The organism is uncultured Eudoraea sp. (assembly GCF_947490415.1).
In the GTDB taxonomy this organism is placed as follows: Bacteria; Bacteroidota; Bacteroidia; order Flavobacteriales; family Flavobacteriaceae; genus Eudoraea.
The window spans coordinates 394,093-407,844 of the sequence record NZ_CANLGX010000004.1; the positions used below are offsets into that span (position 1 = coordinate 394,093).

The 13,752-nt window shown below is 38.6% G+C and carries 12 protein-coding genes; all 12 read left to right on the forward strand.

Features of this window, described 5'->3' with window-relative positions:
- Positions 1-55: 55 nt before the first annotated feature.
- The 12 genes from Q0874_RS12945 to Q0874_RS13000 all read left to right on the forward strand — a co-directional run bounded on the left by Q0874_RS12945 (position 56) and on the right by Q0874_RS13000 (position 13,719).
- Positions 56-793, forward strand: a complete 738-nt coding sequence (locus tag Q0874_RS12945) for a glutamine amidotransferase (RefSeq protein ID WP_299163763.1) — start codon at positions 56-58, stop codon at positions 791-793.
- A gap of 66 nt (positions 794-859) precedes the next feature.
- The gene (locus Q0874_RS12950) at positions 860-1,321 is read left to right on the forward strand and encodes a (2Fe-2S)-binding protein (RefSeq protein ID WP_299163765.1); all 462 of its coding nucleotides are present in this window, start codon (positions 860-862) and stop codon (positions 1,319-1,321) included.
- A gap of 45 nt (positions 1,322-1,366) precedes the next feature.
- Entirely contained in the window at positions 1,367-3,535 is a 2,169-nt protein-coding gene (locus tag Q0874_RS12955) for a molybdopterin cofactor-binding domain-containing protein (protein WP_299163766.1), read from the forward strand.
- A 160-nt stretch (positions 3,536-3,695) separates the two neighbouring features.
- The gene (locus tag Q0874_RS12960) at positions 3,696-4,073 is read left to right on the forward strand and encodes a hypothetical protein (protein WP_299163767.1); all 378 of its coding nucleotides are present in this window, start codon (positions 3,696-3,698) and stop codon (positions 4,071-4,073) included.
- A 5-nt stretch (positions 4,074-4,078) separates the two neighbouring features.
- Entirely contained in the window at positions 4,079-5,614 is a 1,536-nt protein-coding gene (locus Q0874_RS12965) for an FAD-dependent oxidoreductase (RefSeq protein WP_299163769.1), read from the forward strand.
- 64 nt (positions 5,615-5,678) lie between these two features.
- A complete protein-coding gene (locus tag Q0874_RS12970; RefSeq protein WP_299163770.1) occupies positions 5,679-7,226 on the forward strand; it encodes an SLC13 family permease in 1,548 nt (515 codons plus the stop codon).
- Positions 7,227-7,261: 35 nt separating this feature from the next.
- Positions 7,262-8,119: an alpha/beta hydrolase-fold protein gene (locus Q0874_RS12975; RefSeq protein WP_299163771.1), complete on the forward strand. Its 858-nt coding sequence runs from the start codon at positions 7,262-7,264 to the stop codon at positions 8,117-8,119.
- 32 nt (positions 8,120-8,151) lie between these two features.
- Entirely contained in the window at positions 8,152-8,727 is a 576-nt protein-coding gene (locus tag Q0874_RS12980; RefSeq protein WP_299163772.1) for a hypothetical protein, read from the forward strand.
- A 234-nt stretch (positions 8,728-8,961) separates the two neighbouring features.
- Positions 8,962-9,567, forward strand: coding sequence for a DinB family protein (locus Q0874_RS12985; RefSeq protein ID WP_299163773.1), 606 nt, complete (start codon positions 8,962-8,964; stop codon positions 9,565-9,567).
- A gap of 100 nt (positions 9,568-9,667) precedes the next feature.
- Complete coding sequence (locus Q0874_RS12990) at positions 9,668-11,266, forward strand: solute:sodium symporter family transporter (protein WP_299163774.1); 1,599 nt, start codon at positions 9,668-9,670, stop codon at positions 11,264-11,266.
- A 1-nt stretch (position 11,267) separates the two neighbouring features.
- Positions 11,268-12,077: an inositol oxygenase family protein gene (locus Q0874_RS12995; RefSeq protein WP_299163775.1), complete on the forward strand. Its 810-nt coding sequence runs from the start codon at positions 11,268-11,270 to the stop codon at positions 12,075-12,077.
- A 307-nt stretch (positions 12,078-12,384) separates the two neighbouring features.
- A complete protein-coding gene (locus Q0874_RS13000; protein WP_299163776.1) occupies positions 12,385-13,719 on the forward strand; it encodes a carboxypeptidase-like regulatory domain-containing protein in 1,335 nt (444 codons plus the stop codon).
- Positions 13,720-13,752 lie beyond the last annotated feature (33 nt).

Below are 13,752 nucleotides of genomic sequence, written 5' to 3' on the forward strand. Positions count from 1 at the left end.
TAGCCTTTGAAAATCAATGTAAACTGAATATTGCAGATTCTTAAAAAGAGATTTCGTGAAAAAATTTCTTATTCTACAAATGCGACCAGAAAACGAAACTTCAGATAGTGAGTTTGAGGCTATTTTGAGGGTCGGAGGTTTAACAGCGGATGAGGTGCATCGGGTAAGGGTAGAACAAAATAGCATACCCGATATTAATCTTCATAACTACTCTGCCATAATTGCCGGGGGCAGCCCGTTTGATGTGAGCATCCCGGAAGCAAAAAAAAGTGTCGTCCAAAGACGGGTTGAATTATTTTTTACTGCTCTTTTTGACAAGCTGATTCCTCAGGATTTCCCATTTCTTGGTGCCTGTTCAGGAAATGGACTTTTGGGCAGATATTGCGGCGCAACAATATCTAACAAATTTTCTGAACCCATAGGAAGTGTTGATGTATGGATAACAGACGAAGGCACCAAAGATCCACTTTTAAAAGGCCTGCCAAAGAATTTTACCTCAATGGTAGGCCATAAAGAAGCATGCGATACAATTCCTTCTGGTGCTGTTCTCCTGGTATCTTCAGCTTCCTGTCCGGTCCAGATGTTTCGAATAAAAAAAAATATATATGCCACTCAATTTCACCCGGAAGCCGATGCCGATGAATTTATTTTGCGTGTCAAAATTTATAAACATGCCGGTTATTTCCTGCCTGAAGAAGCTGAAGATCTGATCAGGAAAATTCGACAAATAAATACCCCGGTACCGAAAGAAATACTGAATCGCTTTATAGACAAATACAAATCCTATAAATAAAATTAGTTCAGTACCTATTTCTTAGATTTTTTTAAGTAATTTAATCCTGCACTATTACAAGCTGGCATGGCTTCTCAATCTTTAAATATTAACAATAAGACGTATGTTGTAGATCTTAATGAGGATACTTCATTGCTGTGGGTATTAAGGGAACATCTTGGACTAACGGGAACAAAATACGGCTGTGGCATCGCCTTATGTGGATCTTGCACCGTGCATGTTGACGGCCAGCCAATGAGATCATGTGCACTTCCAATTAGTGGTTTAAACAAAAATCAAAAAATTATTACAATAGAAGGCTTGTCAGATGATGGTAGTCATCCGGTTCAGAAAGCCTGGATAGAGGCTCAAGCCCCGCAATGCGGCTATTGCCAATCAGGTCAGATAATGCAGGCTGTGGCCCTGCTTGCGGAAAATCCCAATCCAACAAAGGAAGAGATAAAAGCTTATATGAATGGAAATTTATGTCGTTGTGGCACATATTTGCGCATTGTAAAAGCTATTGAAATAGCAGCAAAAAAACATTAGTAAATACTTAAATCGTTTTCAAGCTATAAATTTTTTACGGAACTAATGAGTAAAGCAGTAAGTAGAAGAGAATTTCTTAAAACCTCAGGTGAGGTTGCCTTATTTATTGGTGTTTCCGGTCTCCTGCCTCAAATAATTTCCTGTAAAAACAACAAGGAGGTACAAAAACTTTTAAAAAAACATCAGCTAACAGCTTGGGTGAAATTAGCTGAAGACGGCCAGATTACTATATATAATCCTGCAGCTGAAATGGGCCAGGGATCCATGACCTCATTACCTGCAATCTTTGCAGAAGAAATGGATGCAGATTGGTCTAAGATCTCTGTAGAGTTCTCGCCACAGGAATCCCATATATACGGATCGGATAAATGGAGCCCAAATAATAAGGTAATGCTTTCAGCCGGTAGTATGATAACCTATGGTTACTACTCCATAATGAGGCAGGCCGGTGCTCAGGCCCGTTATATTTTAATGCATAGTGCCGCCGAGCATTGGAAAGTACCTATGGAGGAGCTTAGCACTTCCAATGGTGAAGTAATTAACGGGCGGGATAACAAAAGGATGGGGTATGGTAATTTGATTCCCTTTCTGAGTATGCCCGAAAAGCTACCCGAATTCTCGGAATCAGAGTTCAAAGATCCTAAAAACTATCGGTTTATAGGGATAGACCGGCCACGCGTAGATATTCCCGATAAGGTAAAGGGAACCACCCAGTTTGCCATTGATATTCAATTACCTGAAATGCTCTATGGGGTACTGGAGCGCGGTAATCTCCATGGAGCACGACCAACCCTGAATAATGAATCTGAAATCCTGGCCTTAAGAGGAGTGCTGAAAATAGTACCCTTTGATTATGCCATTGGCATAATTTCAGAAACTTTAGATCAGGCTCTTGCTGCCAAAAAACGGCTTAATATTACCTGGAGTGAATCTTCTGCAAGCGGTTTCAATTCTCAGGAGTGTTATAAAAAATATGAAAAAATAGCCTCAGGGAAATCAGCAGGTAAAGTGATTACAAATGAAGGAGATATTAATAGCGCCATTAAATCAGCGACAAAAACCTTTAGTGTTGATTTTAAAAATGATTATGTCTATCACGCCCAAATGGAACCTCTAAATGCCATAGTGCAGGTTGGGACAGATGGAAACTCAGCTGAGGTTTGGGTTGGAAGTCAGCAAGGATTCGATTCTAAACTGGGAGTGCCCAAGTACCTAGGGATTCCGGCAGAAAATGTGAAAATTAATCTGCAATATTTGGGAGGTGGCTTTGGCAGAAGGAGTATGACAGATTTTGTTTTGGAAGGAACCGGTTTAGCCAGAGAGGTTGCTCCCAGACCGGTAAAATTAATTTGGACACGCGAAGATGACCTTAGTTATGGTGCCTATAGGCCTTTAACTCTGCAACGATTAAAAGCCTCTGCAGATGCAAACGGGAATATAACCGGTTTATCTCATTGTGTGGTTGGAGATGGTGGTAATTTGGTTGCCAGCGGTATTCGAATTGATTATTATGATATTCCCCATAAATATGCGGAATGGCGGGAAGTTTCTGAAGGTATAAGGCTAAAGCACTGGCGTTCGGTGGGCCACGGCCCCAACAAATTTGCGATAGAGTGCATGGTCGATGAAATAGCTGCTTATTTCAAGAAAGATCCTGCCGATTTTAGAAGGATTTTATTGAGTAAATCACCAAGGGGCCTTGCAACATTAGAGAAGGCTATAGCTATGTCTGATTGGTATTCAGCTATTGCTGATAAACGTGCCAAAGGGATTGCTTTTTTAGAGCGAAGCGGTACATTAAGCACAGGTGTTTGTGAAATTTCCGTGGATAGAAAAACCGGTAAAATAAAGGTACACCATTTTTGGACTGCAAGTGATGCGGGAATAGTAATACAGCCGGATAATGTTAGGGCACAAATGGAAGGTGGCATACTAATGGGTATTAGCAGTGTACTTAAAGAACAGCTGACCGTAGTTAACGGACAAGTACAACAGTCCAATTTCAATGATTATGAAATATTGAGAATGTCAGAAATTCCTGAAAGCGTAGAAACTGAAATGATTGAATCTCGTGAAACACCCCGGGGAGTGGGTGAATCTGGCACACCTTTAGTTGCCTGTGCCATTGCCAACGCCTTCCTTAAATTAACCGGTAAACACCTCAGGCATTTACCTTTTACTCCGGAAAGAGTGTTGAAGGCCTTAAATACCTGATTCTTATTAGGTTGTATATCTATTTAAAATAACAGTTAACCCACCATTTTTATTACCTTTAATATTAAGTTCCATAAGATTTTTAAAGGAGTTTTTAAATACAATAAATAATAGTATTTCAAATTGGTAATTATAAATAATTCCTAATAAGGTAGCCATAATGAAGAGAAGAAAGTTCCTGTTATTGTCGCTTCTTGGTTTATTTATAAGCTTAGTTGCCTATTGGTATTATAAATTTAAATCTGCAGCAATTGGAGATCTGATGTACCCTTCAGACCTTACAGAAATATGCGATCGAGAAACTTTAATTACTATTGGAAAGGCGTATCGGAAGTTAACCGATGAGAATAATAAAAAATCTTTGGAAGAATTGTTGCTCAAAGATGCAGAAGTTCACCGTACCGAAATAAAAACAGGCTTGAAAACTAAAGTGACGGAAGACTTTAACACCGGCAATACGATTCTTATTGATGGCTGGTTACTTTCTATAACTGAAGCCAGACAATGTGCCCTTTTATCAATCTCCGAAGCAAATTAGAATTTATGCATGTAGACGCCAGAGAACTTGATAACAACACCTTAATTGAAGGAGATCTTTGTATTGTTGGTGCCGGGGCAGCAGGTATTAGTATGGCACTGGACTGGAATAAAAGTGGCAAAAAAGTAATCCTTCTTGAAGGGGGAGGTTTTGAATATGACAGTGAAATTCAGGATCTGTACTCCGGAAACTCAACGGGACAAAGGTATTATCCTTTGCGCTCATGCAGGCTTCACTTGTTTGGAGGAACAACAGGTCATTGGGGGGGTATGTGCGCCCCCCTGGATCCCATAGATTTTAAAATAAGAAGTTGGGTGCCAGATAGTGGCTGGCCTATTACACTGGACGATCTTGTGCCCTTTTACACTAAAGCGCAAGATTTATTTGAATTAGATGCTTATAATTACGACTTGCAATACTGGCAAGAAAAGTACCCGGGACTCACCCCTTTTCCTCTGGATAAGAACATTATCTGGTCTAAAATGTGGCAATTCAGCCCCCCTACCCGATTTGGTAAAACATATAAAGAAACTATTGTAAAATCTGCTAATATACATCTGTACACCTATGCCAATCTTACGAATATTGTGGCAAACAATGAAGTTAACGGCATACAGGAACTAATAGTAAAAAATCATGAGGGAAAAACCCATAAAGTAAGGGCTAAAAATTTTGTCTTGGCATGTGGTGCTATACAAAATGCAAGGATGTTACTGGCATCAAGGGGAGTGGCCAAAAAAGGCATAGGCAATGACAGGGATCTTGTCGGGCGTTATTTTATGGAACATCTGGAAATTAAGTCAGCCCAATTATGGCTCAAAAACCCATTTTCAACCGAGTTGTACACTTTTGATTACGGCACGCGTAAACCAAGGGCAGAATTGGCTTTGACCGAAGGTATTCAAAAAGAAACTGGGATTCTAAACGGTTCTGCTTCCCTAACACCGCTCGTTTTAGCAAAACAGCAGACGCCACTTATAGATGTCTGGAGCAATGAAGATCCAAGGAAATCCTTCGATAATTTAGTAGCAAATTTCAGGGAATCCAGAGAGAAAAACCGTGCCTGGAAGGATGATAACGGAAACAGGGCTTTTGAATTATTCACGCGCATGGAGCAGGCCCCGAACCGTAATTCCAGAATAATGCTCTCCGATGAAAAGGATGCTCTGGGTGTGCCTAGACCCCAACTGCATTGGGAATTAACCGAGCTGGATAAATCCAGTATCAGAAAAATGTACCACATCCTTGGTGAACAAATGGGTAAGGCAAGCGTTGGAAGAATAAAATTAGCGGAATTCCTATGGGATGAAAACGACAACGCTATGCCAGATCAGTTAGGTGGAGGTTGGCATCATATGGGTACTACGCGAATGAGCGCAGATCGCAATAAAGGAGTGGTAGATGAAAATTGTAAAGTTCATGGTATTGATAACCTCTTTATTGCCGGTTCCGGTTGCTTTAGTACGGCCGGCGCTCCAAATCCAACGCTAACACTGGTTGCCCTGTCTTTAAGATTGTCAGATTATTTAAAAGCAAGCTAAAAATTACTATAGGAATTAATAATTGGTTTATCAATATTGTAAATTAGTTTAAAAAGGTTAACCCATGCCAACGGGCAGAAAATTTATCCTCGAAAATCCGAGTAAATCGGCTCGCTATGCCTTGTCTGTACTGGCCCCTTTTATATCAGCTTATTTGATATTCTTTGTAGAACTGGACCCTAATAATCCGGCTATCACTAATACACTGGCAGTAGCATTATTAATGGCCCTTTGGTGGATAACTGAGCTAATTCCCCTCGCCATCACCTCCCTCCTGCCCATTGTGCTTTTTCCTGCACTGGGAATCATGAATGGCCGGGAAGTTTCAGCCACTTATTTTAATCATGTCATATTTTTATTTATTGGAGGTTTTTTGGTTGCTCTTGCCATTCAAAAATGGGCGCTACACAAGCGAATTGCATTAAAAATTCTTCGAATTATTGGTAGTAGTCCGGGTAGAATACTATTGGGGTTTATGGTTGCTACTGCTTTCCTCTCCATGTGGATATCAAATACCGCAACGGCAATGCTAATGGTCCCTATACTTTTATCAATAATTACCAAGTTGGAGGAGATAAATGGTAAAGCATTGGTAAAGCACTTTGCTGTAGGCCTTCTACTTTGTATTGCCTACAGCGCTTCTATAGGAGGCATTGCAACTCTTGTGGGTACACCCCCGAACCTTTCGTTCGCCCGTATCTTTTATATTTACTTTCCTAATGCCCCGGAGATTTCTTTTGCAACCTGGTTTTTTTATGCCTTTCCAATATCACTAGTTTTATTTGTGGTCCTATTTGGGTACCTATACCTCATTTTTGTCAAGAGAAAAAAGAATTGGAAAAGTTTGAGTAAAAATGAGATTCTTCTGGATTATGCAAAACTAGGCAGGAAAAACTTTGAAGAGAAAGTATTGATGATTGCTTTTGCGTCCCTTGCATTGCTATGGTTTTTCCGGGCAGATATAATGTTAGGTGGATTTAAAATTCCCGGATGGTCAAACTTATTCAATTATCCACAATTTTTTAATGACGGGACAGTGGCCATTTTTGTTGCTGTGATCTTATTTATGATTCCATCTAAAACGCAACCAGGGACTTTTCTCATGGATTGGAAAGCGGCAGAAGAGATTCCTTGGGAAATAATTTTACTGTTTGGTGGTGGTTTTGCCCTTGCAAGCGGATTTAAAGAATCTGGTTTATCCTTGTGGTTTGGACATCAATTGGAATGGTTAAGTGGCCTGCACCCCCTAATTCTAATTCTTTGCATATGTTTCCTTGTAACTTTTTTGACCGAAATTACTTCAAATACAGCTACAGTAGAAACCTTATTGCCAATTCTTGCCGGCCTGGCGGTTAGCATAGAAACCAACCCCCTGCTCTTCATGCTTCCGGCCACAGTGGCGGGATCCCTAGCATTTATGTTGCCGGTAGCAACTCCTCCCAACGCTATAGTTTTTGGCAGTAAACGTATATCCGTCATTCAGATGGCTAAAACCGGTTTTTTCTTAAATATTATAGGGATTATCCTGGTATCTGTGATAACTTATTATTTCGGTACCTTTATTTTTGATATTGTAGAAGGCGTTTTTCCCGAATGGGCAAAAATCGACTAATAGGAATTTCTTAACTTGCCTTAATAAACATCCTAATGAAAAATACTATCCTTTTTTTGGCTTTTCATCTCATAATTAGCTCATTTGCGTTTGGTCAAAACGGAAAAGTTCTGGACGAACTTACTCTTAACAGTAAAATATTGAAGAGTCAGCGAAAATTTGCAATTTACTTACCTCCGGATTATGATTCCTCCCAGCGAAGCTATCCGGTACTTTATTTACTGCACGGCGGAGGTGATGACCAAACCGGTTGGGTGCAATTTGGAGAAGTTTTACACATTACAGACAAAGCTATTCGAGAAGGTAAGGCTACTCCAATGATCATTGTAATGCCCGACGCAAATACCGGAAAACGAGGCTATTTTAACCGAGGGGACTGGCGCTATGAAGATTTCTTTTTCGAAGAATTTATGCCCTATGTAGAAACTACATATCGAATTAAAAGGGAAAAGCGATTTCGTGCAGTGGCGGGTCTCTCTATGGGTGGAGGTGGTTCTTTTATGTATGCCTTACATCATCCGGAGTTATTCTCTTCGGCCTGCCCTTTAAGTGCTTCCGTTGGCCCACTTACAATTGATAAATTAAAAGAACGATTAAAAGAAAGAGGAGAAACCTATTCAGAAGAAGAAATAAAAACGTATTTCAAACGGCATAATGCTATTTCTTTGGTTGAATCTATGCCGGTTGAAGACGTTAAATCTGTCAGGTGGTTTATTGATTGCGGAGATGATGATTTTTTATACGAGGGTAACAGCCTAATACATATTACCATGAAGAAAAAAGATATCCCTCATGAATACAGGGTCCGAGATGGCAGGCATAGCTGGACCTATTGGAGAGCGTCACTACCAGTAGTATTAGAATTTGTATCTGATGCATTTCATCAATATTAATCAGGAAGAACATGAAAATAAAAACTACCCTTATGGCTTTATTTTTAATCACAATTATGAATGCCCAGGAAAAGTACCCTCAGGACCTACCTTATTATCAGATTCCGGACTATCCGGATAGCTATACGGCAGGTACTGTGGTTGCCCGAATGATAGATGGTTTGGGATTTAGATATTATTGGGCAACTGAAGGATTACGGACCGAAGACCTGGCCTATAAACCCTCGGAAAGCAATAGAACTATTGATGAAACCTTAGATCACCTTTATAATTTATCACGCGTCGTGTACAACTGCGCAATAAAGGAAATTAATGATAGAACACAAGCCAGGGAAGAAGCACTTTCATTTCAGGAAAAAAGAAAGCGCACTTTATTAAATTTTAAAAAAGCCAGTGAAATTTTTATTAATGCCGGGGACCTAAACGAACATTTGGTGATCTTCAAATCCAAATCTGGCACAATTATAAACCCATTCTGGAATCAGATAAACGGACCTATTGAGGATGCTATTTGGCATAGCGGACAGATAGTGGCTTTGCGAAGGGCATCGGGTAACCCAATAGATCCAAAGGTTAATGTTTTTAGGGGTGTAAGAAGTTCCGAGTAATTGGAAAAAACCAAAGGATAATAAACTATTTAATGGTTTTTCCTTATTCGCTGAAAGGATTTAATCAGTAAAAAGACTATTTGACATTAATTTATTGATTACAAGGACTTTTATCCTTAAATTCTTCGTATATCTATTATAGGATATTCCAGGTTTTATAGAAATCTTTCAAAATATTTCGGATTTGTCAGGCACATGATTAATAATTTAATTAACAACCTTAAAAACATACAAATGAAAAAAATTCTTCTTCCAGTAATTGCGCTTTTCTTACTTGGTTTTGGTCCCACAAGCACTAAACTTACGGATCAGGAAAGAGTTATAGGAGCTCTTGAATTGACTAAAACACATGCATATGTGATGGAAACCCTTAACGGACTAAGTGAGGAACAGTTAAATTTCAAAAGTAGTCCTGAATCATGGTCTATTGCCGAATGTGTTGAGCATCTGGCAATTTCCGAAAATGCTTTGGACCAAATGCTTCAGGAATCCTTAAAAACACCTGCTGATCCCTCTAAGCGTGCAGAAGTAAAGATGACCGATAAGGAACTAATGGCTATGATTAGAAGCCGGGATACAAAAGTAAAAACCTCAGAACCTTTTGAGCCATCCGGTAAGTTTGGATCCTATGAGGAAAGCCTGAAAGCTTTTCAATCAAAAAGAAAAGAACACATAGTCTATATGGAGACTACAGAAGATGATCTGAGAAATCATTACGGGCAAATGCCTTTCGGTACCATTGATGCCTATCAAATACTCATGTTCATTTCTGGTCATACTGAAAGGCATGTAAAGCAAATGGAAGAAGTCAAATCAGATAAAAACTTTCCTGATAAATGATTTGATTTTCTTTGTTTGGAAAAGATAATTGTAATACCCTCGTGCTATTTTGTTCGCTGAGGGTATTTGCTTTTAAATGGTATTGCTTATTTTTAGAGCGATGACATTTTTCACTTTTGTACTCTTTACAGGTTTTGTCGCCCTTTATGCTACCTGGAAACTTCGCCGGGATAAATTAAATACCAAAGACGGTTATTTTCTGGGAGGAAGGTCACTGACAGGTATAATTATTGCCGGCTCATTGCTATTAACCAATATTTCTACAGAGCACCTTGTGGGAATGAATGGTTCTGCATATAAAAATGGTGCCATTATAGTAGCCTGGGAGGTCACTTCCGCATTAGCTCTCGTAATTGCAGCTTTATATTTTGCACCCCGGTACCTAAAAATGGGTCTGACAACAATTCCGGAATTTTTGGAAAAACGATTTGATGGCCTTACTAGAACCCTGGTTGCCCTCTTGCTGATCATATCTTTTGTAGCCACTCTGTTACCCATAGTACTATATACGGGGGCATTAAATATCGAAGCCATATTCGAAATCTCTGAACTTTTAAGTGTAAGTCAAAAAGAAGGTATCTGGATTACCATAGTTATTGTTGGAGGGATTGGTGCTCTATACGCTATTTTTGGCGGTCTTAAGATGGTAGCTTACACAGATACAATAAACGGTTTTGGTCTCCTTGTAGCCGGTTTGCTGGTTCCGGTTTTGGCGCTTTGGAGTATAGGCGATGGAAATCTGGCGGAAGGTTTAGGTATGGTCTTTGAAAAAAACCCCGGTAAATTTAATGTTATTAGCAGAGAAGCGGGCATAGGACCGGGATCAAGGTCTGCAATATTGCCATTTGAAGTACTTTTTACAGGATTAATGCTAAATCAGATTTATTTCTGGACCATGCATCAGTCAATTATCCAAAGAGTACTCGGGGCCGTAAGTCTTAAGGAAGCCCAAAAAGGCTTGCTGTTTACCGGACTATTGAAAATTCTGGTACCCCTGGTAATAGTCCTTCCTGGTCTTATCGGTTTTTATTATTTTGGAGAAGAATTTTATGATAATCCCGACAGTGTTTACCCCAATCTGGTGAAAATGGTTTTACCGGCCTGGTTAACCGGATTCTTTGTTGCCGTTATGATGGGGGCAATACTCACTACCTTCAATAGTGCTTTGAACAGTGCAGCAACAGTTTTTAGCCTGGGCATTTTTAAACGATATATCCAAAAAAATGCCGGGGAAAGAAGACTTGTAAATATAGGAAAATGGACCTCAGCCATACTTGCCCTTTTTGCTATTGGAATAGCACCTTTTGTAGCCAATGCACCAGAAGGTCTTTATCAACTGTTGCAACAACTTAATGGAATATTCTTCATACCAATTGCTAGTGTTATAATCGCAGGTTTTTTACTGCCAAGTGTTTCGGCTGCAGGAGCGAAAACCGGTTTATTATTTGGCTTGTTATTTTATATCATAAGCTACTTTATTCTCGAAGTTGATCTGCATTTTGTGCATATATGGGGAATTGAATTTGTACTAAATATTGGTGTAATGCTTTTAATATCACGGTTTTTTCCAAATAAGGAAACTTTTGTCATTAAAGATGCGGGAATATTAAACCTTAAACCGTGGAAATATGCGAGACAGTTTAGCCTGTTTTTGGTAGTATTCACCATTATTTTGTACCTTTTACTAGGAAATGTTTAGTATGGAAAAAGTATTTAGAAATTATAATGATACAGATGTAAATGCCGCAGTGCGAGACCATTATCGCAAAATGCGGGAAAGACAAACCTTTGAATATGTCCAGCGGATGCACAGGAAGTATTTGATGTTTAATAAGCCTATGGGTCTCTGGGATGCAATGATACATTTAAATGACCTGATTGACGTGAGCGATCCGGATTTGGATTTGCCTAACGTACAGCATCTTATTCAAAGTGCTGAAGCAATCAGAGAGGATAAGCGACCAGACTGGATGCAATTAGTTGGCCTGATACACGATTTAGGGAAAGTGATGTTTCTTTGGGGAAGCGATGAAGATGGAACAAGCCAGAACGAACAATGGGGAATGGTTGGTGATGTTTTTGTGGTTGGTTGTGCGTTGCCGGAGTCTTGTGTTTACCCTGAATTTAATCAACTTAATCCGGATATGAGAGATTCAAGATATAGCTCTGAATTGGGAATATATGAAAAGCACTGTGGTCTGGATAATCTTACTCTTGCATGGGGACATGACGAATATCTATTTCAGGTATTACAGCACCATAAGGGAAACTTAATCCCGGAAGCTGGTATGGCCATGATAAGGTATCATTCCTTTTACCCCTGGCATAGCGGAGGAAGTTATACTTCGCTGCTTTGTGATAAAGACGAAGAATATTTAAATTGGATAAGAGATTTCAATAAATATGATCTTTATACAAAATGTAATAAAACCTATGATCTGGAAGAGATTAAGGATTATTATTTACCCATAGCTGAAAAGTATCTCGGAACTGGCCTAATCTATTGGTAGTGCGAAAACCAAAAAAAGACATCTCAAAATAGCAAAGTAAATTACTTTGCTATTTATATTTAAAACGGAATAGGCCGAACTATAGTTTAGTGCGAATTTTTAGAAGTAAATGCACCATAGATAATTCTACACAAAGAGCATGAAATAGACACATTTCTGCACAGGCATCATTTGTCTAAAGGATATTTATCCTTCAGTATTCTTTAAGAAAATTTATGATATATTAACAATTTAAGATGATCAAAATCATTAAATTAGAATGAAATGCGTTGTATTTTTGCAACTATAGTTTTTAAAAATCTAGATCATGAAACATATCATATTTCTCAAATCCAATAATGTTCTATTATCAGCATTCGCAGGAATTATATTGTTAATAGGAATACCTGCAACCAGCCAGGCATCAACTTTCTTCCAGGATAATCCTCAGGAAGTAACATCATTCAACCAATTCAAAGGAGAGGTAGTTGACAGTGAGAATAACAAGCCGCTTGTATTTGCTACATTAACGCTGGAAGGAAGTAATATTAGTACCATAACCAATACAGAAGGTAAATTTTTATTAAAAATTCCAACAAGTATTAAACAAGGAAATATCATTGTATCCTTTTTAGGTTATAAAACTTCCGTAGTTCCTTTAGAGCAATTAAAGGATAATAATAATAAGATTGCCCTGATGGTCTCAATAACTAAATTGGAAGAGGTAAATGTTGTTATTCCAAAAAGTGCCCGTACCCTAGTTAAGGAAACGCTGCGAAGAAAAGGAGAGAATTACTTTGGAGATCCTACACTTATGACCGCATTTTACAGGGAAACTATTAAAAAACGAAAGAAAAATGTATCTCTATCGGAAGCCGTGGTAAACATATATAAAACCCCTTATTCCTCTGAGAAAAAAGATGCCGTGCAGCTCTATAAAGCCAGAAAGAGTACAGACTATAACAAACTAGACACTCTGGCATTAAAACTGCAAGGAGGTCCGTTTAATGCGCTTTATGTAGATATTATGAAATACCCGGAATATATCTTTAATGATGTTACCATGGAGGATTATGATTTTAGTTTTGAAAGATCTACAAGGATTAATGACAAATTGATTTATGTTGTAGGTTTTAAACAACGCCCTAATATTTATGATCCTCTTTATAAAGGACAATTATTTATCGACGCAGAAAACAAAATACTTACCAGTGCTATATATTCTTTAAATATTACAGATAAGGAATTAGCGAGTAAAATGTTTGTCCGGAAAAAACCTCGCAATGCTAGAGTATACCCTACAGATATAGCCTACAGGGTGGATTACAGGGAAAAAAATGGAAAATGGTATTACGGATATAGTAATGTGCTTTTAGAGTTTAAAATCAACTGGGATAAAAAGCTATTTAATTCTGTTTATAGTATGAGCTGTGAAATGGCCGTAACCGACTGGGAAAAAAATATTTCTGGCGAAGTTCCGAAAGTTAAGGATAGATTAAAATCCTCTATTATTCTTAGCGAGGCTGCCATTGGTTTTTCAGATCCTGATTTCTGGGGAGAATACAACATCATAGAACCTGAAAAATCTATTGAATCCGCTATCAAGAAAATACAGAGACAGTTAAAAAAATCCAATACAGACGGTGGGGAATCCATACCGTAGTATCAGTCTAAGAGATATTTTTTTAATCGGCCT

Coding starts and splice junctions, on each gene's coding strand:
- Q0874_RS12950 (WP_299163765.1), top strand. CDS start 860: ATGGCTTCTCAATCTTTAAATATTAACAATAAGACGTATGTTGTAGAT.
- Q0874_RS12955 (WP_299163766.1), top strand. CDS start 1,367: ATGAGTAAAGCAGTAAGTAGAAGAGAATTTCTTAAAACCTCAGGTGAG.
- Q0874_RS12960 (WP_299163767.1), top strand. CDS start 3,696: ATGAAGAGAAGAAAGTTCCTGTTATTGTCGCTTCTTGGTTTATTTATA.
- Q0874_RS12965 (WP_299163769.1), top strand. CDS start 4,079: ATGCATGTAGACGCCAGAGAACTTGATAACAACACCTTAATTGAAGGA.
- Q0874_RS12970 (WP_299163770.1), top strand. CDS start 5,679: ATGCCAACGGGCAGAAAATTTATCCTCGAAAATCCGAGTAAATCGGCT.
- Q0874_RS12975 (WP_299163771.1), top strand. CDS start 7,262: ATGAAAAATACTATCCTTTTTTTGGCTTTTCATCTCATAATTAGCTCA.
- Q0874_RS12980 (WP_299163772.1), top strand. CDS start 8,152: ATGGCTTTATTTTTAATCACAATTATGAATGCCCAGGAAAAGTACCCT.
- Q0874_RS12985 (WP_299163773.1), top strand. CDS start 8,962: ATGAAAAAAATTCTTCTTCCAGTAATTGCGCTTTTCTTACTTGGTTTT.
- Q0874_RS12990 (WP_299163774.1), top strand. CDS start 9,668: ATGACATTTTTCACTTTTGTACTCTTTACAGGTTTTGTCGCCCTTTAT.
- Q0874_RS12995 (WP_299163775.1), top strand. CDS start 11,268: ATGGAAAAAGTATTTAGAAATTATAATGATACAGATGTAAATGCCGCA.
- Q0874_RS13000 (WP_299163776.1), top strand. CDS start 12,385: ATGAAACATATCATATTTCTCAAATCCAATAATGTTCTATTATCAGCA.